The organism is Pseudonocardia sp. Ae331_Ps2 (assembly GCF_001932405.1).
Classification (GTDB): Bacteria; Actinomycetota; Actinomycetes; order Mycobacteriales; family Pseudonocardiaceae; genus Pseudonocardia.
This window is the reverse complement of record NZ_MCIM01000001.1, coordinates 828204-848762: the sequence shown is the minus strand read 5'-3', so window position 1 is coordinate 848762 and position 20559 is coordinate 828204. Positions and strand designations below refer to the sequence as shown.

Below are 20559 nucleotides of genomic sequence, written 5' to 3'. Positions count from 1 at the left end.
GGTCAGCCGGAGAACCCCGGGTCCTGCATCGCCGTCATGAGCTCGGTGCGCGACCGGTAGCCGGCGCGCGCGAACATCCGGCCCAGCCTGCCCTCCACACTCTTCTCGCTGACCTGGAGGATCGTGGCGATCGTCCGGTTGCCGAAGCCCTGCCCCACCAGCAGGCCCAGCAGCCGCTCGTTCTCCGCCACGACCGAGGCCCGGCCCGGCACGGTCACGCCGGCGCGGGTCATCAGGCCGCGGACCCAGCTGCGGCACAGCAGCGCGCCGAGCTCCCCGAAGAGGTCGTAGCACTCCCACAGGCGTCGGGCCCCACGAGATCGAGCTCGCCCAGCATGCCGATGACCGTCGCCAGTTCGAGGGGGATCCCGCGCTCCCGGGCGAGCCGCAGACAGCTCTCGACGGTCGCCCCGTCGCGGTCGACGAAAGAGCGCACGAGCAGCAGGTACAGCTCCGTCCGCGAGGTTCCCAGCATCCCGTGCAGACGTTCCAGCGCCCCGCCCACGCGCCGTGCGCCGTCGGCGTCGCCGCGAGCCATGGCGATGCGCGCCACCTGGAGGTGGGTCGCCTCGGTCCCGATGAGGACACCGCGCTCCTCCGCGTCGGCGACCGAGCTCTGCAGCCGGTCCATCGCCTCGTCGAGGTCCCCGACGGCGACGTCGGCGAGGGCACGGGGGGCGGCGAGCAGATGTCGCAGCGACGACTTCGCCGCGATCGCCTCGTCCAGGAACTCCCGGGCCCGGGTGATGTCGCCCCGGGCCAGCAGCAGGAAGGCGTGGTGCTGCTGGGTCAGCTCCAGGCCCGCGTCGTGCCCCACGACGAGCCCACCGACGCGGTAGCGGCGGGCCAGGTCCTTCGCCTCGGTGGTCCGGCCCTCCAGGAACGCCAGCGAGGCCCGGTCGGACAGGCTCAGCATCTCCGGGGTCAGCCCCTCGCTCGCCATCAGTCGGCGGGCCCGGTCGACCTCGCTGAGCTGGAGCAGGAGTGTGACCAGCCCCTGGACGAAGGCCAGTTGCCGACGGGCGGAGTTGTCCTTCGGCCACAGTTCGCGGTCGGCGAGCAGCGTCTCGAACGTCGCCGGACGTCCCGCACCCAGCTCGGCCATCATCGAGATCGTGTCCCCGAGGTAGGAGTTCGCCCCCGGACCGCGCCACGCCCACCGTGTCTCGTCGAGCAGCTCCAGGGCGTCCCGCCACCGGCCGAGCATGAACAGGGCCAGCGCCCGCCACGAGGACCGGGCGGCCACGTCACCGGGGAGTTCGCGGCGGCCGTGGGCGACGGCGCGGAGCCCCTCGATGTCGCCGAGGCTGCGCATCGAGCCGAGCAGCGTCGCACCGGCGTCGATCACCCACTCCTCGGGCAGGACGTCGCCGAGGTCGTCCAGGACGGACTCGATGGTCGTGACGGCGGTGGCGTAGTCACCGGTGCGGTAGCAGCTGGTGGCGTACATCCAGCGGGCCATCGCCTCGTCGGCGCGGTCGGAGGACAGTTCCGCGGCGGCCAGCCACCAGGCCTTCGTCCGGCCCGGGTCGTCGGCGGCACGGATCGTGGCCCGCTGGACCAGCTCGGTCCGGGCCCGGCCGGTGTCCAGCAGCGCGCCTGCCTCGGCGATCCGGTCGGTGAGGTAGTCGGGGTCCTCGGCGCGGGCGGCGCCCGTCCACACCGCGACGACGGCGGTGACGGCCACCCAGCGCCGCTCGTAGGGGCCCAGACAGGCGGCGAGCTCGACCGCCACCTGCGGGACCGGGAAGCGCCAGCCGCCGTCCGCCCCGCCACGGTGCAGCACTCCGGCGTCGACGAGCTCGCCGAGGTGGTCGTGGGCCTGCTCGACGCCGATGTCGAGGCTCGCGGCGAGCAGCCGGGGCAGTGCGGGCCCGAGCGGCGCGAGCAGGGCGACGGCGGTCGCGACCGGCCACATGGCGGGTCCCAGGCGACGCACCGGGCGCAGCAGCGGCCCGTCCGGACGGGGGGTCGGCCCCTGCCCCGGACCGAGGTAGGCGTGCCGGTCGGAGATCACCACCCGGCCTCCCGCCGAGAGGCTTCCCAACAGGTCCAGCACCGCCTCCGGCACCCCCCGCGTCCGCGCGAGCACGAGGTCGACCAGCTCGGGTGCCGGACGGCTGCGCAGCTGCTCGGCCAGCAGGCGCGCGATCTGCGCACGGTCGAGCGGCCGCAGCCGGTGCGAGTCGAGGACGCCGTCGCGACGCAGCGCACGGACCACCGGGACGAAGGGACGCAGGAACCCCGGGACCGGGGTCTGGACGGTGAACACCGCCCGGACTCCGGCCTCGGCCAGGGACGGCACCAGCGCGGCGAGCACCGCGACCGAGTCGGGATCGCTGCGATGCAGGTCGTCGACGAGCAGGGTCAGCCGGTGCCGGTCGAGCACCATCGCGATCGGTGCCGCCACCCGGGCGGCGAGGGCGGGGGAGTGCCGGGCGCCGTCGACCGGGTGCAGCAGCGTCGGCGGGACCCGGTCGAGGACGGCCGTGCTCCCGTCGATCACCGGACCGTCGGGGGTGTAGCGCAGGCGCAGGACCTCGCCGCCGCGGTCCCCGATCCCGGCGCCCAGCCGGTCGAGCAGGGCGGTGCGCCCGATACCCGGCGGTCCGTGCACGAGGGCCGGGCGGGTTCCGTCGTCCGGAAGGTCCGGGACGGGCAAGGGTGCCTCCACAGGGCGGTCGTCGACGACGGCGTGACAGGACGGGGGAGTCCTCGCACCGCGGACGACGAGCGGACATCGGGCCGGTGCCCGGTCTTCCCGGGGGCCGGTCGCGGCGGTGCGGATCGTGCCTCGTCGGTCGATCGTACCGTTCCGCGCTACATGTCATGATCGTCGCAGCTTGCGGGGCCGCATGACAGGGCCGCACGACAGGGACGGTGACGTGGGCAGGGAACGGATCGAGCTCTGTGGTCGGGACGAGGTGCTGGACGCTCTGCGCGGCACTCCAGGGGCGTCGTTGACGGTCCTCCGTGGCCCCACCTCCAGCGGACGGACCGCACTGCTCACCCGGATCGGTGACGAGCTGCGCGAGTCGGGTTCCACCGTCCTGTTCGTGGACGCGGTCCAGGACCACGCGGACTGGGACCGGTTCGGGGTCCGCCCGCTGCTGGCCGCGGTCCGTCGATCCTTCGAGCAGCTCGACCCCGGGCTCGAACTGCCCGGGGCGATGCGGTCGGTGCGCCACCTGGCCACCGCCGAGACCTACGAGTCGATCGCCGGGCGCTCCCGGCTGCGCGCGGAGACCGGTCGCCTCCTCGCCGCGGTCGGCGCCCGGGGCCCGGTCACCGTCGCCGTCGACGACGCCGACCACGTCGAGGCTCCGCTGTTCGTGCTCGCGGAGGCCCGACGCGCCGGGCACCGCGTGCTCGCCGCGACGCGGACGGCACAGCTCCCGACCGAGCAGGTCGCCGAGGTCGGTGACGTCGCCGACGAGATCATCGACCTCCCGATGCTGCCGGACGAGGCATCGGTGGAGATCCTGCGGCGGGCGGCGGGCGGCCCGGTCGACCCGGGACTCGTCGACGCCCTGCGGGGCGCGCTCGGGCTGTTGTTCGGGTGCCCGGGAACCCTGATCTCCACCCTGGCCGCGTTGCGTGCGGACGACCGTGTCGTGCGCGTGGACCGCAACCTCTGCCTCCGCGACGACCGCGCGCCGATCGGGCTCCCGACCGGGCACTTCCTGGTGGAGGCGGTGCGCACCGCAGGTCGTGTCGCGGAGGAGCTCGTCGCCCTCGCGGCGGGCCCCACCGGGCTCCGGATCGCCGACCTCGACGCCGTCGCCGGGGCGACCGGGCGGACCGCGGTGGGCTGTGGCGCCGTCGTCGACGCCCTCGCCGCGGAGTCCGCGCTCGAGTGCGACTTCCGGGGGCGCCTGACACCGCTGTGCCGGGCGCTGGGGACCACGGTGCGGGCCGGGCTGGGGGAGGACGCGCTGCGCGACCTGCACGTGCGGATCGGCCGCCGGCTGCAGTCCACGGTCGAGCTCAGCGGCCGCGACGACCTGTCCGCACTCGCCGACCACGTCGCCGCGGCCGGAACGGCGTGGCCCGCCCAGCAGCGGCTGACGGTCGTGTTGCACGACGAGGCCGTCCGCGTCGCCGACAGCGACCCGGACCGCGCGATCACCCGTCTCCGGTCCGCGTGGCGGCACGCCGGGCCCGGACACGGCCGGCGTCGTGTGCAGACCGAGCTGATCCGCACGACCCGGGCCGCGGGCCGCTTCGACGAGCTGGCCGACTTCGTCGCCGACGCCGTCGACGAGGGTGGGTACCGGACGACGGGCTCCCGCACCGAGCTGACCGCGGCCGCCGCGCTCGCCGCCCTGCAGCTCGGCCGCCGGGTGAGCACGCCGGTCCGCTCGGCCCTGGCCGGGATCGGGGACCCCTACTGCCCGCTGGAGCTGTGCGAGCGCTGGTGGCGCGGTGACCACCTCTCGATCGGTGAGCTGGTGCGGGGCTTCGCGCCGCTCGCGCCCGGCGGGCCGGTGTCGACGCTGCGGGACCTGTCCGCGGACTCGCTGCGGGTGCCCGCGGACGTCCGGCACGCGTACTCCCGGCGGCGGCTGGTGCCGCTGCTCCGGTGGCTGCAGGGACCCGGCTACCGGCCGCCGGCCGAGGGCCCGTTCGCGGCGTTCGAGCGCATGATGATCGCCTACGGGGACGGGCGCTGGAACCGGGCGTTGTCGGCGGCCCGGCTGCTGCAGACCCAGGAGTCCGCGGACCTGGTCTCCCGGCCGTGGGCGGCGCTGGCCGCCGCGGCCGTCCATCGCTACCGGGGCCGGGAACGGCGTGCACTGGCGTGGGCGCAGATGATCCCCGAGCTCGACGACACCGACACCGACACCGCCGTGCCCGCGTTGCGGGAGTGGGCGCAGGCGCGGCTCGCCTACACCGGGGAGAACCCGCTGGAGGCGCTGCCCCTGACCTGGGCGGTGTACTGCCGCGAGCTGCGGCGCGGCTCCCCGGGGCCGCACGCCGGTGAGGTCCTGAACTGGCTGGCGATGCTCGCCCGCAGCAGCGGCGACGACGGGTGGCGGCGCCGGATCGGCGAGGCGGTCGAGGAGGCGGTCGCCGCGGAGCCCGAGTCGGTCGGCCCGGAGTACGGCGATCTGATCCGGGCGATGCTCCACGACGACCCCGCCGCCGCCCGCCGGGGCGTCGCGTGGTGGCGTGAACGGGGCAGCCTGCCGGACCTGGCACAGGCGTGCCTGCAGGCCGCCGACGTCGTCGGGGCCGAGGAGGCGGAGCCCCTGCTGCACGAGGCGCTCGCCATCGCCGACGACCTGAAGGCGGTCCGGCTCCGGCGCTCGGTGCGGCGGGCGATGGCGCGGTACGGGATCGCCGTGCGGACCCCCGAGCTCACCGAGCAGCGGCTGTCCGAGCTGGAGATGCAGCTGGTCGAGCTCATCACCGAGGGCCGCTCGAACCGGCAGATCGCGGCCAGGATCACGATGAGCGAGAAGACGGTCGAGAACCACCTCACCCGGCTCTTCGGCAAGACCGGCTGCCGCAACCGGCGCGAGCTGGTCGTCGCGCACCTGGCGGGCCGGCTCACCGGGCTGGCTCCCGAGCCGTGGGAACCCGGCGTCGGGGCCCGTTAGAGTCCGCTGCGTGACCGAATTCGTGAGCCTGTCCGTGGACGCCGGCGTCGGGACGATCCGGATCGACCGCCCGCCGATGAACGCCCTGAACCGCCAGATCCAGGGCGAGCTGCTGGAGGTGGCCGACGAAGCCGCCACCCGCGCCGACGTGCGTGCGGTCGTCGTCCACGGCGGGGAGAAGACCTTCGCCGCGGGAGCGGACGTCAAGGAGATGGCGTCGATGTCCTACTCGGACATGGCCCCGCAGGCCCGCAAGCTCTCCGCCGGGCTGGGCGCGATCTCCACCATCCCGAAGCCGACGGTCGCCGCGGTGACCGGCTACGCCCTCGGCGGCGGCCTGGAGGTCGTGCTCGGTGCGGACCGCCGCATCGCGGGCGACAACGTCAAGCTCGGCTTCCCGGAGATCCTGCTCGGCATCTTCCCCGGCGGCGGCGGCACCCAGCGCGCCGCGCGGCTGATCGGCCCGTCCCGCACCAAGGACCTGATCTACACCGGCCGCATGGTCAAGGCCGACGAGGCCCTGGCGATCGGCCTGGTCGACGAGGTCGTGCCCGCCGACGAGGTCTACACCCGCGCCGTTGCGTGGGCGCAGCAGTTCACCGCGGGCCCCGCCCTGGCCTACGCCGCCGCGAAGAAGGCGATCGACAACGGCCTCGACACCGACCTGCGCACCGGCCTGGACATCGAGTCCGAGCTGTTCGCGGGCGTGTTCGCCACCGACGACGCGAAGGCCGGCATGGCCAGCTTCGTCGAGAACGGCCCCGGCAAGGCCACCTTCACCGGCCGCTGAGCCGCACCGCCCCGCCCGGACGCGCGACGCGCCCGGGCGGGGAGCGGGTCGGCGGCGCCGTTCTGCAAAACTCCTACTCATGAGTTCGGACCCGGCGCCCACCCCGCACGCCACCGCCGAGCAGGTCGAGGCGGCCTGGCACGACCCGAAGCTCGCCAACGTGCTCTACCACGACTGGGAGGCGGGCACCTACGACGAGAAGTGGTCGATCAGCTACGACGAGCGCTGCATCGACTACGCCGTCGGCCGCTTCCGCGCCGCGGCCCCGTGGGACGGCCGCCCCTACCTGCGCGCCCTGGAGCTGGGCAGCGGCACCGGGTTCTTCCTGCTGAACCTCATGCAGGCCGGCGTCGCCGACCGCGGCGTCGTCACCGACCTCTCGCCGGGCATGGTCGCCGCCGCCACCCGCAACGCCGAGCACCTCGGGCTGGAGGTGGAGGGGGCCGTCGTCGACGGCGAGCACATCCCCTTCCCCGACGACAGCTTCGACCTCGTCGTCGGGCACGCGGTGCTGCACCACATCCCCGACGTCGAGGCCGCGTTCCGCGAGGTCCTGCGGGTGCTGGAGCCGGGCGGGCGGTTCGTGTTCGGGGGCGAGCCGACCACCGTCGGCGACGCCTACGCCCGCACGCTCGGGCAGTGGACCTGGAAGGCCACCACCACGCTGACCAAGCTCGGCCCGCTGCGGGGCTGGCGCCGCCCGCAGCACGAGCTCGACGAGTCCTCGCGTGCCGCCGCGCTGGAGTCCGTGGTCGACATCCACACCTTCGACCCGGCCGCGCTGGAGGCCACCGCCCGCCGGGCCGGTGCCGAGGGCGTCGCCGCGCACACCGAGGAGTTCGCCGCGGCCATGCTCGGCTGGCCGGTGCGGACCTTCGAGGCCGCCGTCCCGCCCGGGCGACTCGGGTGGAACTGGGCGATGTTCGCCTACCACGGCTGGCAGCGGCTGTCCTGGCTCGACGAGCACCTGCTCACCCATGTCGTGCCGCGCAGCTGGTTCTACAACGCGCTGATCACCGGGACGAAGCCGAGATGAGCGTTCGGCCCCGCCGGGGCGCCCTCGCCGTCAGACTCGACGACGTGGAGCACCCGCTGGAGCCGTTCTGGCGCGGCGTCATCGCCTACCGCCTGCTGACCCTGCTGACCGTCGTCGGCGTGACGCTCTACCACCTGCGCACCGGCTACGAGCGCCCGCTGGCCGCGGTCGCCGTGCTCGGCGTGATGGTGGCGTGGACGGCCGTGACGTCGTGGGGCTACCTCGGTGGGCTGCCCGGCGCCCCGGACCGCCGCGGCCTGCTGGCCCTGGCCGACCTCGGTGTCTGCGTCGCGGTCATGGCGACGACCCCACTGGTCGTGCGCGTCGCCCACCTCGACGAGGGTGGTCCCGGCATGGGGTCGATCTGGACCTCCGGCGCGGTGCTGGCCTGCGCGGTCGCGTTCCGGATCACCGGCGGCGTGCTCGCCGCCGCCGTGATCACGGTGGCGCTGGTGCTGTCCAAGCAGCGGTTCGGGGTGCTGGAGCTGGGCGACATGCAGCTGCTCCTGCTGGCCGGGCTGACCGTCGGGTTCGCCGCGCACGTGCTGGAGCGCACCGCCGCCCGGCTGCGCCGCCTCGTCGCCGAACAGGCCGCGACCGCCGAACGCGAGCGGCTCACCCGGGCCGTGCACGACGGCGTCCTGCAGGTGCTGGCGCACGTCCAGCGCCGCGGTGCGGAGCTGGGCGGCGGGGCGACCGAGCTGGGTGTGCTCGCCGGGGAGCAGGAGACCGCGCTGCGCGCGCTGCTGTCCGGGTCGGGGACCACCGACGCGTCCGGGCGCCGCGACCTCGCCGCCGCGCTGCGGATCCTCGCCTCGGACCGGGTCACCGTCTCGGCCCCCGGACGGCCGGTCGAGCTGAGCGGGCCGGTCGTCGACGAGGTGGAGGGCGCGGTGCGGGCCGCGCTCGCGAACGTGGCACTGCACGCGGGCCCGGACGCGCGCGCCTGGGTGCTGGTCGAGGAGCTGCCCGGGGCGGTCGAGGTCAGCGTCCGCGACGACGGCCCCGGCATCCCCGAGGGCCGCCTCGCCGAGGCCGAGGCGCAGGGCCGGATGGGGGTGTCCCGCTCGATCCGTGGCCGCGTCGGCGACATCGGCGGGACACTGACGCTGGACACCGGACCGGACATCGGAACCGAATGGGTCATCAGGGTCCCCAGGGAGGACACATGAGCATCCGGGTGATGGTCGTCGACGACCACCCGATCTGGCGCGAGGGCGTGGCCCGCGACCTCGCCGAGCGCGGCCTCGACGTCGTCGCGACGGCCCCGGACGCGCCCGCCGCGGTCCGGATCGCGACGGCCGTGCGGCCTGACGTGATCCTCATGGACCTCAACCTGGGCGCGACCTCCGGCGTGGACGCGATCGCCGCGATCGGACAGCAGAGCCCGGACAGCCGGGTGCTGGTGCTGTCCGCGTCGGGCGAGCACGCCGACGTCCTGGAGGCGGTCAAGGCCGGTGCGCTCGGCTACCTGGTGAAGTCGGCCGGGGTCGAGGAACTGCTGGAGGCGATCCGGCGCACCGCCGACGGCGTCGCCGTGTTCACCCCGGGGCTGGCCGGGCTGGTGCTGGGGGAGTACCGGCGGCTCGCCGACGCCCCGCGCCCCGCCGACGGCGCGCCGTCGGTCCCGGCGCTCACCGAGCGGGAGACCGAGGTGCTACGCCTGGTCGCGAAGGGCATGACGGCCAAGCAGATCGCGGCGAAGCTCGTCGTCTCGCACCGGACCGTCGAGAGCCACGTGCAGAACACCCTGCGCAAGCTGCAGCTGCACAACCGCAGCCAGCTCGTCCGCTACGCGATCGAACAGGGACTCGCCGACTGAGCCCGTCCGGGAGCGGCACGGTGGGTTCCCCGCGGTGAACGGCGGCAAACGGTAACGGGGGACACCCCCATCACGAACAGGTCACGGGACCCGGCAGACTCGGAGCAGCCCCCGACGCGCGACCCCCGGAGACGCCTGTGACCGACCCGAGCGCGCTGATCGGGTACCTGCTCCAGAGCCCCTGGCTGGTGCCCCTGCTCGCCGTCGCCGTGATGTGCGACGGGCCGTTCCCGTTCCTCCCGAGCGAGCCGGTGCTCTTCAGCGCCACGGCCGCCGCACTGGCGGACGGCGACCGGTGGCGGATCGTGGCCCTGTTCGGTGCCGCGGTGGTCGGCTCCCTGCTCGGCGACGCGCTGCTCTACGGCGCCGGACGCAGCTCCCACTCCGTGGTCCGGGCCACCCGTCGCGGTGACGGGACCGGTGCCTGGATCCGCCGCCACCTGCACCGACGGCCGATCACCGCGCTGGTCGCGACCCGGCTGCTGCCGGGCGGACGGCTGGCGAGCGTGTCCGCGGCCGGCCGGGTCCGGCTGCCGCTGCGCGCGTTCCTGCCCGTGACCGTCGCCAGCGCGCTGGTGTGGAGCACCTGGATGACCGGCATCGGTGTCCTGGTCGGACCGATCACGCACGGCGACCCGCTGATGTCGGTGCTCGCCGGGGTCGTCCTCGCGGCGCTCGTCGCGTCCGTGGCCGCCGCGGCCAGGGCGCTGCTGCGGCTGCGCCGCCCCGTCGTCGCGGTCTGACCGGTCCGGCCGGTCCGACGGGCGCCCGACCCGTTCGCGTCGAACCTGCGTCCCGCGCCGTTCGGACGGTCTCCTGCGCTGCGGCACATGGCAAGCTGAGCCGTCCGGACGAACGGGGCGGGGAGAGCTGAGGACGTGCACGAGGACGGCGAGCGGATCTCGGCGGTGGCGGTGGGGCGGCCGGTCGTGCCGCCGGGGGTCGAGGTCGTGGCCCACGTGCCGCCCGCGCCCGCCGAGGGGGCCGCGGCCGCGGTCGACCGCGCCCGGCCCGGCCTGGTCCTGGTCGACCTGACCGGCCCGGAGGGCGTGGCGCCCGCGGTGATCTCCGCGGTGCTCGCGCGCGTCCCGGCCGTCGCCGTGCTCGCCGTCGCCGGTGCGGTCGCCGCCCACGCCCGGGTCCTCGACGCGGTCCGGGCCGGCGCGACCGGCGTCGCGACCAGTGCGGACCCCCGGGAGCTCGCCGCCGTCGCCGCCGCGGCCGCTGCCGGGCGGCCCGCGTTCTCCCCGGGGCTGGCCGACGTCGTCCTGGAGTCGGTCGCGGCCCCCGCGCACGCGGTTCCGGAGCTCAGCCCGCGCGAGTCCGAGGTGCTGCGGCTGGTGGTCGAGGGGCTCACCGCCAAGCAGATCGCGGCCCGGCTGGTGCTGTCCCCGCGCACGGTCGAGAACCACGTGCAGCGGCTGCTGCGCAAGTTCGAGGTGCCCGGCCGCGCGGCGCTCGTCCGGCACGCCATCGAGTACGGGCTCGCCTGAACCGTCGCTTGTACGTTTCTGCGTATTTCCGTACTTTCGTGGTGTGACCGATCTCGACGCCCGGCTGCGTGCCGTGGAACGCGCCGTCGCCGACCTGCAGGACGCACTCCGTCCGACCGGCGGGGACACCCCCGCGGCGCCCGCGGACGACGTCCTCTGGGCGCTGACCGAGCTGGAGGCCCGCAGCCCCGGCGCGGTCCTGATGGCGGGAAGCGTCGCCGTCCCCGGCACCGGTGAGGTCCGCTGGCAGTACGCCCGCCCCGGCGAGGCGCTGCTCGACGCCGACTGGTCCGAGCTCGCCGGCACCCTCGACGCGCTCGCCCACCCCGCACGGCTGGCGATCCTGCAGCACGTGCTGGGCGGGGTGCACGGCACCGCGCAGCTGCTGGAGCAACCCTCGGTCGGCACGACCGGGCAGCTGCACCACCACCTGCGCCAGCTCGTCGCCGCCGGGTGGCTGGCCTCGACCCGCCGCGGCCACTACGAGGTGCCCGCCGCCCGTGTCGTCCCGCTGCTGGTCACAGTCCTGGCCGCGCACCGATGAGGGGACCCGCGATGACCGTCACCACCACCTCCACCTCGACGACCGCCGGGACCGGGCACCGCGTCGGGGCCGTGTCCGCTGTCGCCGCCGTCGCCGCCGTGCTGGCGGTGCTCGTCGGCGCCGTCGCCGGCCCGGAGCACCGGCGGCTCGGCCCGCAGACCACCGGTGACCCGGCCCTGGCCGAGCGGGTCCGCGCCGCGGCGGGCGGACACGACGGCTACCGGTCGCTCGCCGTCGCCGAGGTCACGCCGACCACGGTCACCACCGCCGGGCTCGGCCCCGCCGACGCCGGGGCACCCTTCGAGATCGGCTCGGTCACCAAGACGTTCACCGCCGCGTTGTTCGCCGACGCCGTGACCCGCGGCGAGGTGCGTCCCGACGCCCCGCTGGAGCGGGCCCTGCCGGAGCTGGCGGGCACCCCGGCGGGCGCGGTCACCCTCGCCTCGCTCGCCCAGCACCGCTCCGGGCTGCCGCCGCTGGGCGCGACCGCCGCCGCCGGGGCCCTGGCCACGACGGTGAACCTGAACCCGTACTCGTCCACGACCACCGCGCAGCTCCTCGACGACGCCCGCGCCGCCGCGGTGGACCCGCAGCAGCCGCCCACGTACTCCAACTTCGGCGTCGCGCTGCTGGGGACGGCGCTCGTCCGCGCCGCAGGCGCCGACGGCTACCCGCAGCTGGTCGCCGACCGGATCACCGGCCCCCTCGGCATGTCCACGACGACCTTCGCCGCCACCGACGCGCAGGTCCCGGACACCGCGGTCCCCGGACACCGCGACAACGGGCGCCCCGCGCCGCGCTGGGTCGGCGAGGGCTACCTGCCCGCCGGGAGCTCCACCTTCTCGACCGTCGAGGACCTCGCACGCTGGGCCGCGGCCCAGCTCACCGGCGTCGCACCGGGGACCGCCGCGCTGACCCCGACCGCGCAGGACGGGACCGGCACGTCGATCGGCTGGATCTGGGTCACCAGCGAGGCCACCGGCGCCGACGGCGCCCGGCACCCCTACGTCTGGCACAACGGCGGCACCGCCGGGTTCAGCAGCATGGTCGCCCTCGACCGCGACGGCGGCCGGGCCGTGGTCGTGCTCGGCGACACCACCGCCGGGGTCGAACCGGTCGCCGGCACCCTGCTGTTCGGCACACCTCCGTCCGACGGCGGCGCGGGCCTCCTCGCCTGGGCGCCGGTCGCGGCCGCGGCGCTGTTCTCGCTGCTCGCGCTGCGCCGCGCGTTGCGGGAGGGGGCCCTGCTGCCGATCGCCGACGGCCTGCTGACCGCGGTGTTCGGGCTGGTGCTGCTGTGGAACCGGGGTCCGTGGGCCTCGGTCGGGGGCTGGGTGTGGGGCCTCGTGCTCGCCCCGGCCGCGGCCGCGCTGGTCCTCGCCGTGCTGCGGGGCCGCGACCTGCCGCTGCGCCCTTCCGGGCGCGCCGTCACGGCCTGGGCGGGGCTCGGGCTCTCGGCGGCGCTGGTCGCCGTGGCGGTGTGGGCGGGCTGAGACCCCGCGAGGCTCGCGGGAGCAGCGCCCGCGCCGGCTACCGACGCGCGGTGAGCCGGGCCAGTGCCGCGTCGAGCACGGCGGGCACGTCGGGCGCGGACAGCACGTCCACCGGCCGGGTGCCCGGCTCGGCGGGCACCGTCGCCCCACGGGCAGGCCCGAAGCCGGTCTCCACGGTCAGCGCCGTGGGCGTCGGGGTCAGCGACCCGGGCGCGACGCACTCCAGCAGTGCCGTCGCGTCGTGCAGGGCGACGGCGTCGCGGCCGTAGCGGCCCCGGTAGAACCGCATGTACGGGGCGATCATCGCGGCCAGCTCGGCGCCGACCGGATCGGCGTCGCCCAGTGCGGCGACCCACTCCGGGCCCGCGGCACAGCCCAGCGTGGTCTCCAGCGGCACCAGCGCGACCGGCGCGGAGCCCGCGCCGGGGTCCTGGGCGAGGACACGGTGCGCGGCCTCCGGGTCGGCGTGGACGTTGAACTCGGCCGCGGCGGTGACGTTCCCGCCGCCGATCGCCCCGCCCATGACGACGACCCGCTCGATATGCCCCGCCAGGTCGGGACGGGCGGCCAGCAGGATCGCGGTGTCGGTCAGCGGGCCGATCGAGGCGATCGTGACCGGCTCGGTCGCCTCCTCGAGCACCCGCGCCATCAACGCGACCCCGGATCCGGCCACCGGCGCGACCGGCTCCGGCAGCGCCGCGGCGCGCCCGCCGAGCCCGTCGGAGCCGTGCACGTGCCCGGCCCGCTGTTCGCGCCGGTGCACCAGCGGGCGGGCGGCCCCGACCCCCAGGGGGACGTCCGGCCGCCCGGCGAGGGCGAGCAGCCGTCCCGCGTTGGGCAGCGTGGCGTCCAGGCCGACGTTGCCGAACGTGGCGACGACGGCCCGGACGTCCACCTCGGGACTGCGCAGGGCGAGGACGAGCGCGACGGCGTCGTCGACACCGGGGTCGGTCGAGATGATCAACGGACGGGGCACACCGGCGAGCCTACGACCGGCCCGCCGGGGCGGTCACTCGCTCCGGGTGGGCTCGTCCTCGTGCTCGGCGTCGACCTCGCGGGCGGCCGCTCCGGTGGCCCCGGAGTCGTCGGTCGTCGCGGCGGGTCGGGGGTTGCCCGCCTTGTCGGCGTCGACGCGGGAGGTGCCGCCGCCTCCGGAGGTCAGTTCGTCGGTACCGACGTCGGTGCCGTCGTCGGGCTGGCGGTGGTCGCTCACGGGCTGGCCTCTCGGGTGGGGATCGCGGTCCTCGGGAGGTACCCGTCGCCGCAGGGGTGCACACGCCTAGTGTCTGGCGGGTGCGACGTCCGCCGATCCCCGACGCCGACCCGGAGCAGGCGAAGCTGTTCAGCCTCACCTCGCTGCGCTGGATCCTGCGCCACCGCGCGTACGGCCCCTGGTACCTGCGGCGGTACTGGCGGCTGGCGAAGCTGCGGCTGCGGCACCCGCACGTCGTGCTGCGCGGCATGGTGTTCCTGGGCAAGGACGTCACGATCGAGGCCCGCCCCGGGTTCGGGCGGCTCGAGATCGGCCGGTGGGTGCACATCGGCGACGGCACCGCCCTGCGCTGCCACGAGGGCTCGATGCGGATCGGCGACAAGGTCGTGTTCGGCCGCGACAACACCGTCAACTGCTACCTCGACGTCGAGATCGGCGCGACGACGCTGGTCGCCGACTGGGTCTACGTCACCGACTTCGACCACCGCACCGACGACGTCCGGCGCCCGATCAAGGACCAGGGCATCGTGAAGTCGCCGGTCCGGATCGGCGAGGGCTGCTGGCTCGGGGTGAAGACCTCGGTGCTGCGCGGCACCCGGATCGGCCCGGGGAGCGTGCTCGGGGCGCACGCGGTCGCGCGGGGGGACATCCCCGCGGAGTCGATCGCCGTCGGGACCCCGGCGCGGGTGGTGCGGGACCGGCGGGCCGACTACGAGGCCGCGGCCGCCGAGCGTGCCGCCGTCGCCGACATGGCCCGCAAGGCCGATCGGGCCCTGCAGGCCCGGCTGGACCGGGCCTGAGCACCCCGCGGGCTCAGGTGTCGAACAGGTTCCCGGTGGGGATCTTCGGGCGGGGGAGCTCCCTCGGCCCGGCCGCGGTGGCACCGGCGTAGATGCGCGCGGTGTGCCCGGCGATCACCGGCCAGGCGAAGTCGGTGCGCAGCCGGGCCCGGGCGGCGCGGGCCCGGCGGCGGGCCGCGGCCGGGTCGGCGAGCGCGCGGTCCACGGCGTCGGCGATCCCGGGGACGTCGCCGGGGGCGAACCCGAGACCGGTCTCGCCGTCGCGGACCAGCTCGCCGAGCCCGCCCGCGGTCGAGGCGACGAGCGTCGCGCCCACCGCTGCGGCCTCCAGCGCCACGATCCCGAACGGCTCGTAGCGGCTCGGCAGCACGACGGCGTCCGCACCGCGCAGCAGGGCGGTCAGCTCGCCGTCGGGCAGGTGGCCGAGAAAGGTCACCGAGCGCGTCACCCGGTGCTGCGCGGCGCGCTCGACCAGCATGTCCTGCTGGGTCCCGGTCCCCGCGACGAGCAGCCGGGTCCCGCGGTGCCGCCGCCGGATCCTGGGCAGCGCCGCGATCAGGTCCTGGACGCCCTTCTCGTACTCCAGGCGTCCGACGTAGACGATCCGCGGCCCGTCGCCAGCCGGTGCCGCGGCGGCGCGGGACCGCCAGCGACGCGGGTCGATGCCGTTGTGCACCACGTGGACGGCGGCCGGGTCGAGGTCGTGCAGGGCCGAGACCTCGGTGCGCATCGCGGCGGAGCAGGTGATGACCTCGTCCGCACGCTGGGCGAGCCACCACTCGGTGGAGTGCACCTGCCGGTTCAGCGGGCCCGGCAGCCAGCCGGAGTGCCGGCCAGCCTCGGTGGCGTGCACGGTCGCGACCAGTGGGACGCCGAGGACGTCGGCGAGCGCGATCGACGGATGCGCGACGAGCCAGTCGTGGGCGTGCACGACGTCCGGCCGCCAGCCCGGCAGCAGCGTTGTCAGGGCGTGGCGCAGCATCGCGTGCCCCATCGCGAGCGTCCACGCGACCAGGTCGTCGGCGAACTCGAGTTCCGGCGGGTCCTCGGCCACCCGCAGTACCCGGACCCCGTCGACGGTCTCGGCGCGGGTCGGATGGGTCTCGGCGTCGGTGCCGGTGGGGGCCCGGGACAGCACGACGACCTCGTGCCCGGCCGCGACGAGCTCACGGGACAGCGCGTGCACGTGCCGCCCCAGCCCGCCGACGACGACCGGCGGGAACTCCCAGCTGACCATCAGCACCCGCATCGCCCGATCCTGGCAAACGCCGGACCGGTGGTAACCCCCGGGGCGTCGTCCACCGCGCTGGGCCCCGCGACCCCGCGGCCCCCGCCGCGCCCGGCGGGGCGGTGGACCCGGTGCCCGGCGGGGTGGTGAGTCCGGCGCCCGGGGTCGGTGGCCCACGGACACCCACCTCGCCGTATTCGCTTACCGGGTAAGCGAGTTCGCGGTCAGACCCGCTCCAGGTCCCGCGTCCACGTGTCCGGAGGCCGGTGGCAGGGTGGCAGCGGCGTGTCCGCTCAGGTCCCGCGCGTCCACGTGCCCGAAGGTCGGCAGCGGCGCGTCCACCCAGGCCGCGACCCGGCGCCGAGCGGCCCGCCGCCGACCGGCGCGCAGCAGCCCGGACAGCTCGGCCACCCGCCCGGCGTGCAGGGCGGCGCGTGAGCGGGCGTACCCGGCGGCGGAGTCCTTGCTGACCATGAACGCCCAGTCGCTGGACAGGGCGTGCAACGCCTGGTCGGCGAGCAGGTCGGCCAGCGGGTCCCGGACGGGCCCGGGGTGCGGGGCGGCGAGCAGGTCGGACTGGACGGCGGCGTTCGTCGCGACCAGGTCGGCGACCTGCGGCCCGGCCCAGACCCGCCAGTCCTTGCCCGAGCCCCAGGACGACTCCCGGAGGTCGACCGGATCGCCGACCAGCCCGTCGTCGACGGCGTCGCCGAGGGTGCGCACGGCGACCCCTGCCTCGGGCAGCCGGCGGAGCACGGCGGCCAGCCACGCCGGCCCCTCGTGCCACCAGTGCCCGAACAGCTCGGTGTCGAACGCGGCGACGGTCAGTGCCGGGCGGCCGCGCTCGGCACGCAGTGCCCTCAGCCGCGCGACGACGGTGTCGACGAAGTCGTCGGCGTCGCGGGAGACCGCGCGGGCGGCGAGCGCGGGGTCGTAGGGCTTCTTGCGCCCGGTCGGCACCCGCCGTCCGGTGACCCGCGCCGGTTTGAGGCCGGAGTCGTGGTCCCAGGTGTGGAAGTCGCGGTACTCGGCCGAGCCGGGGTAGCCCTTGCGGGGCGACCACACCCGGTAGGTGATCTCCAGGTCGCGGCCGACGCACACGACGTCGGAGGTCCCCACCGGCCGGGCGAACGCGGTGTCACCGCGCAGCGCGGGGCCGTCGACGAGGAAGCGGTGCACCCCGGCGGCCGCGTAGTCGTGCTCCATCCCGGGCGCGAAGCCGCACTCGGGCGCCCAGATCCCGGCCGGTCGGGCACCCAGGCGGAGTGCGTGGTCGTCGAGCCCGGCGCGCAGCGAGAACGCACGGACCCGCGGGTCGAGGAGCGGCTGGAACGGGTGCGCGGCCGGCCCTCCCAGCAGCTCGACGGCGCCGGAGTCGCGCAGCCCGCGCAGCGCGGGCGACCCGCCGTGGCGCCAGTGCCGCTCGAACTCCGCCGTCGCCGCCGTCGACACCCGGTGCTCGTGCGCGGCCAGGTCGGGCAGCCGGCCCGCCGCCGAATGCGCACGCAGCGTCCATCCGCCGAGCCAGTCGTGCACCCCGCGCAGGCAGTGCGGGTCGTCGAGCTGGGCGGCCAGGACCGGCGTCACCCCGAGGGTGGCGAGTCCGGTGCGGCCCTCGTCGGCCAGCTCGCGCAGCGTCGCGACGACGGGCAGGTAGGAGTGCGCCCAGGACTGGTAGAGCCACTCCTCGCCGACGGGCCACCGGCCGTGCCGGGCCAGCAGCGGCAGGTGCGAGTGCAGGACCAGGCAGAACGTCCCGACGGGCGTGCCGCTCACGGCCGGGTCGCCGTGACCAGCAGGTCGAGCGAGGCGTCGAGGTCGGCCTGGTCGCCGGTGCGCAGCACGAAGTCCGAGCACCGCACCCCGGCGACGTCGACGGCCAGCGCCTGCGGCCACGGCTGCCCGGACAGCGCCAGCGCGGTCTGCGCCTCGATCAGGCCGCCGTGGCGGGCGTCGAGCTCGCGCAGCCGCGGACCGTGGTGCAGCCCCTGCACCACGACCCGGCCGAACCCGGCGTCGGTGACCAGACCGGCCAGCTCGCGGGGGTCGAGCTCGCGGGTGTGGAACGGGTTGAGCGGGGTGTCGCGGCCGGGGGAGAAGGTGATCCGGTTCGGTGTCGACACCATCAGCCGCCCGCCGGGGCGCAGCACCCGCAGGCACTCGCGCAGGAACCGCTCCTGCTCCCACAGGTGCTCGATGACCTGCAACGACACGACGACGTCGACGCTCCCGTCGGGCACCGGCAGCGCCACCAGGTTGGCCCGGGCCACCCCGACCCGCGGATAGCGGGCCCGGACGTGGGCGACGGTCGCCACGTCGTAGTCCAGCGCCAGCACTGCGCGGGCGGTCCCGGCGAGCAGGTCGGCGCCGTAGCCCTCGCCGCATCCGGCCTCCAGCACGACGCCGCCCGAGCAGTCGGCGGCGATGGCCGCGTAGACCACCTCGTGGCGGCGGAACCAGTAGTTCTCGTGGCTGATGCCCGGGACGGTGCGCTCCCCGGTGAGGGGCAGGCTGCTGGTCACCCTCCGACTTCACCACGCCCGTCGGTGAGACCTCCCACCGGTCCCCTCGCGTGCGCTACCGCTCGTCGACGCGGGGCAACGCAGCGTCACCGCGGACGTCTGGAGACGTGGAGCCCGACGCAGGACCTGCCAGGCACGACGGAGGGAGACCCATGACCGACATCGCGACCGACGAGGACACGGTGACGCTGACCATCACCGGCCGTAGCGGATCCTGGCTCGTGTCGGGTGTGCTCGGCCGGGAACCGCTGCCGCTCAAGGGGTTGGACGACGGCGCCCTCGCCGAGATGCTGTGGGCGATGCTGCCGGTCCCCCCGTCGGCCGCGCACGGCCCCGCGTACCCGGCCCCCGCGCCCGGCCGCCGGCACCCGGGCTGAGCCGCACTAGGGCCTCAGTCGGGTCGCGCACGTCCGGTTCGCGGTCGGCGCACGGTTCGTGCCGGTCGCCGTGCGATCGCTCCCGGACGGGTACCGCCGGCCCACCGACGGGTATCCGCCCTTCCCCCGGCCGTGCGGGTCGGGTGACGCCCACGGCGTCGTGCCGAGAGGAGCCCAGGATGAACGACCCGGCGGACGAGAACGAGACGCTGTCGCTCACCATCACCGGGCGGTCCGGTTCCTGGGTGGTGTCGGGCGTGCTCGGTGACGAGCCGGTCGAGCCGCGCGCGATGGACGACGAGGCCCTCGGCGAGGTGCTGTCGATGGTCGTGCCCGAGGAGGACCGCGCCGACGCCGAGCCCCCGCCCGGCCGCCGCGTCGGCTGAGCCCTACAGCCGTCCGTCGGCTGAGTCCTACAGCCGTCCCCGCAGCAGCGAGGCCGCCAGCAGCGCCACCTCGACCTGCAGCCGGTCCTTCCCGACCGGGCGTCCGAGCAGTTCCTCGGCCTTGCGCACCCGGTAGTGCACGGTGTTCTTGTGCAGGTGCAGCCGGGCCGCGGCCCGGGTGTAGCTGCCGCCCTCGGCCAGGAAGACCCGCAGCGTCGCCCGGAGCTGGTCCACGCCCGGCTCCTCGCAGGTCAGCCCGGCCAGCACCCGGTCCACCCAGCGGCGCAGCTCGTCGGACCGGTCGGTCAGCAGCGCGGCGACCGCGACCTCGTCGAAGTCGGTGACCGCCGGGCGGGCCTCGTCGGTCTCGGCGACAGCCCGCGCCCGGACGGCCTCCGCCAGTGACCCGCGGAACCCGGCCAGGCCCCGGCCCGCTCCGCCGAGCGCGAGGCGCAGGTGCCCCGGCAGCCGCTCCCGCAGCAGTGCGACGTCGAGCGGGGGCACGTCGGGCGCGCTGTGCCACGCCCACAGGGTGCGGCTGTCGGCGAGCACGGTCAGCGGTGGTCGGCTCGACGCCTCGCCGAGCAGCCGTGCCCCGGCCTGGAGGACGGCGTCGTCGACCGGCTCGCCCGCCGCCCCGGGCGCCCACAGCACCGCGGCCCGGTGCCAGCCCCCGACCGGGATCCCGAGCAGCTCGCGGGCGGCGGCCTCGCTCAGCGGTTCGGTCTCCAGGACCATCCGCACCCGCGCGGCGATGTCGGCGCCGGAACGCGTGCTCCACCGCCGTCGCTCGGTCTCGTAGATGTCGATCAGGCCTCCGATGACCTGGTCGATGTAGCGGTTGGTGCGGCCGGTCAGCTCGGACAGGACGGTGAGCGGGTCGGGACCCGGCCGGTCCAGCCGGCGCAGCGCGTCGATCGCCCACTGGTCGAACATGTGCTCGCCGAGCCGGTAGGCGCGCAGCAGCGCCTCCAGCGACAGCTCGTACTGGGCGAACCGGCGGGCGTACTCGGCGGCCGCCGGCGGCACCGTGATCTGCTCCATCGGGATGGCGTGCGCGAGCATCCCGACGATCGCCGACAGGTTCGCCGCGGTGCTCGCGACCATCAGCCGCCGGACCGTCTCGTCGTGCCGGAACTCCGGGATGACCCCGACGAACCAGTCGGTCATCTCGGTGGTCAGCTCGGGCAGCCGGGCCTCGATGTCGCGGGCGACGGCCGCCACGACCTCGTCGACGTCGGCGGGCACGACG

Annotated in this window: 20 protein-coding genes; 12 read left to right on the top strand and 8 right to left on the bottom strand. The window is 75.8% G+C overall.

What is annotated here, in order from left to right; all coding sequences use genetic code 11:
• Window positions 1-2 precede the first annotated feature (2 nt).
• Window positions 3-233: a LuxR C-terminal-related transcriptional regulator gene (locus Ae331Ps2_RS04115; protein ID WP_075310587.1), complete on the bottom strand. Its 231-nt coding sequence runs from the start codon at window positions 231-233 to the stop codon at window positions 3-5.
• Complete coding sequence (locus tag Ae331Ps2_RS04110; protein WP_139318947.1) at window positions 233-2662, bottom strand: hypothetical protein; 2430 nt, start codon at window positions 2660-2662, stop codon at window positions 233-235. Before Ae331Ps2_RS04110 ends, Ae331Ps2_RS04115 begins: the two co-directional genes overlap by 1 nt.
• A gap of 223 nt (window positions 2663-2885) precedes the next feature.
• On the opposite strand from Ae331Ps2_RS04110, the gene Ae331Ps2_RS04105 reads away from it, so the two are divergent.
• The 9 genes from Ae331Ps2_RS04105 to Ae331Ps2_RS04065 all read left to right on the top strand — a co-directional run bounded on the left by Ae331Ps2_RS04105 (window position 2886) and on the right by Ae331Ps2_RS04065 (window position 12781).
• Entirely contained in the window at window positions 2886-5603 is a 2718-nt protein-coding gene (locus Ae331Ps2_RS04105; protein ID WP_075310591.1) for a helix-turn-helix transcriptional regulator, read from the top strand.
• Window positions 5604-5613: 10 nt separating this feature from the next.
• A complete protein-coding gene (locus Ae331Ps2_RS04100) occupies window positions 5614-6393 on the top strand; it encodes an enoyl-CoA hydratase/isomerase family protein (protein ID WP_020624499.1) in 780 nt (259 codons plus the stop codon).
• A gap of 79 nt (window positions 6394-6472) precedes the next feature.
• Window positions 6473-7429: a class I SAM-dependent methyltransferase gene (locus Ae331Ps2_RS04095; protein WP_075310593.1), complete on the top strand. Its 957-nt coding sequence runs from the start codon at window positions 6473-6475 to the stop codon at window positions 7427-7429.
• Complete coding sequence (gene macS, locus Ae331Ps2_RS04090) at window positions 7426-8601, top strand: MacS family sensor histidine kinase (protein WP_075310595.1); 1176 nt, start codon at window positions 7426-7428, stop codon at window positions 8599-8601. Before Ae331Ps2_RS04095 ends, macS begins: the two co-directional genes overlap by 4 nt.
• Window positions 8598-9251: a response regulator transcription factor gene (locus Ae331Ps2_RS04085; RefSeq protein ID WP_020624502.1), complete on the top strand. Its 654-nt coding sequence runs from the start codon at window positions 8598-8600 to the stop codon at window positions 9249-9251. The genes macS and Ae331Ps2_RS04085 overlap by 4 nt, the downstream gene beginning before the upstream one ends.
• Before the next feature lie 137 nt (window positions 9252-9388).
• Complete coding sequence (locus Ae331Ps2_RS04080; protein ID WP_075310597.1) at window positions 9389-9994, top strand: DedA family protein; 606 nt, start codon at window positions 9389-9391, stop codon at window positions 9992-9994.
• Window positions 9995-10129: 135 nt separating this feature from the next.
• Window positions 10130-10744: a response regulator transcription factor gene (locus Ae331Ps2_RS04075; RefSeq protein ID WP_075310599.1), complete on the top strand. Its 615-nt coding sequence runs from the start codon at window positions 10130-10132 to the stop codon at window positions 10742-10744.
• Between the two features lie 43 nt (window positions 10745-10787).
• The gene (locus tag Ae331Ps2_RS04070) at window positions 10788-11288 is read left to right on the top strand and encodes a helix-turn-helix transcriptional regulator (RefSeq protein ID WP_020624505.1); all 501 of its coding nucleotides are present in this window, start codon (window positions 10788-10790) and stop codon (window positions 11286-11288) included.
• An 11-nt stretch (window positions 11289-11299) separates the two neighbouring features.
• Window positions 11300-12781: a serine hydrolase gene (locus Ae331Ps2_RS04065; RefSeq protein ID WP_075310601.1), complete on the top strand. Its 1482-nt coding sequence runs from the start codon at window positions 11300-11302 to the stop codon at window positions 12779-12781.
• 37 nt (window positions 12782-12818) lie between these two features.
• Here Ae331Ps2_RS04065 and Ae331Ps2_RS04060 read toward each other — a convergent pair whose 3' ends face one another.
• Complete coding sequence (locus Ae331Ps2_RS04060; protein WP_075310603.1) at window positions 12819-13757, bottom strand: nucleoside hydrolase; 939 nt, start codon at window positions 13755-13757, stop codon at window positions 12819-12821.
• Window positions 13758-13790: 33 nt separating this feature from the next.
• Window positions 13791-13994 carry a hypothetical protein gene (locus tag Ae331Ps2_RS04055; RefSeq protein WP_075310605.1) on the bottom strand — a complete coding sequence of 68 codons (204 nt, stop codon included), beginning with the start codon at window positions 13992-13994 and terminating at the stop codon, window positions 13791-13793.
• 80 nt (window positions 13995-14074) lie between these two features.
• Here Ae331Ps2_RS04055 and Ae331Ps2_RS04050 point away from each other — a divergent pair, with 80 nt between their 5' ends.
• On the top strand, window positions 14075-14794 hold the full coding sequence (locus Ae331Ps2_RS04050; RefSeq protein WP_020624509.1) for an acyltransferase: 720 nt from the start codon (window positions 14075-14077) through the stop codon (window positions 14792-14794).
• 13 nt (window positions 14795-14807) lie between these two features.
• On the opposite strand, the gene Ae331Ps2_RS04045 is transcribed toward Ae331Ps2_RS04050, so the two are convergent.
• The 3 genes from Ae331Ps2_RS04045 to Ae331Ps2_RS04035 form a co-directional block, all read right to left on the bottom strand.
• Window positions 14808-16043 (bottom strand): glycosyltransferase family 4 protein, encoded by a 1236-nt coding sequence (locus Ae331Ps2_RS04045; RefSeq protein ID WP_075310606.1) that lies wholly within the window; start codon window positions 16041-16043, stop codon window positions 14808-14810.
• A gap of 180 nt (window positions 16044-16223) precedes the next feature.
• On the bottom strand, window positions 16224-17798 hold the full coding sequence (locus Ae331Ps2_RS04040) for a glycoside hydrolase family 57 protein (RefSeq protein ID WP_020625242.1): 1575 nt from the start codon (window positions 17796-17798) through the stop codon (window positions 16224-16226).
• Window positions 17795-18544, bottom strand: a complete 750-nt coding sequence (locus tag Ae331Ps2_RS04035) for a bifunctional 2-polyprenyl-6-hydroxyphenol methylase/3-demethylubiquinol 3-O-methyltransferase UbiG (protein ID WP_020625243.1) — start codon at window positions 18542-18544, stop codon at window positions 17795-17797. The genes Ae331Ps2_RS04040 and Ae331Ps2_RS04035 overlap by 4 nt, the downstream gene beginning before the upstream one ends.
• 152 nt (window positions 18545-18696) lie before the next feature.
• Between Ae331Ps2_RS04035 and Ae331Ps2_RS04030 the strand changes: the two genes are divergently transcribed.
• A complete protein-coding gene (locus Ae331Ps2_RS04030; protein WP_020625244.1) occupies window positions 18697-18921 on the top strand; it encodes a hypothetical protein in 225 nt (74 codons plus the stop codon).
• 179 nt (window positions 18922-19100) lie between these two features.
• The gene (locus Ae331Ps2_RS04025) at window positions 19101-19307 is read left to right on the top strand and encodes a hypothetical protein (protein ID WP_020625245.1); all 207 of its coding nucleotides are present in this window, start codon (window positions 19101-19103) and stop codon (window positions 19305-19307) included.
• A 27-nt stretch (window positions 19308-19334) separates the two neighbouring features.
• On the opposite strand, the gene Ae331Ps2_RS04020 is transcribed toward Ae331Ps2_RS04025, so the two are convergent.
• On the bottom strand, window positions 19335-20555 hold the full coding sequence (locus tag Ae331Ps2_RS04020; RefSeq protein WP_020625246.1) for a helix-turn-helix domain-containing protein: 1221 nt from the start codon (window positions 20553-20555) through the stop codon (window positions 19335-19337).
• Between the last annotated feature and the right edge of the window lie 4 nt (window positions 20556-20559).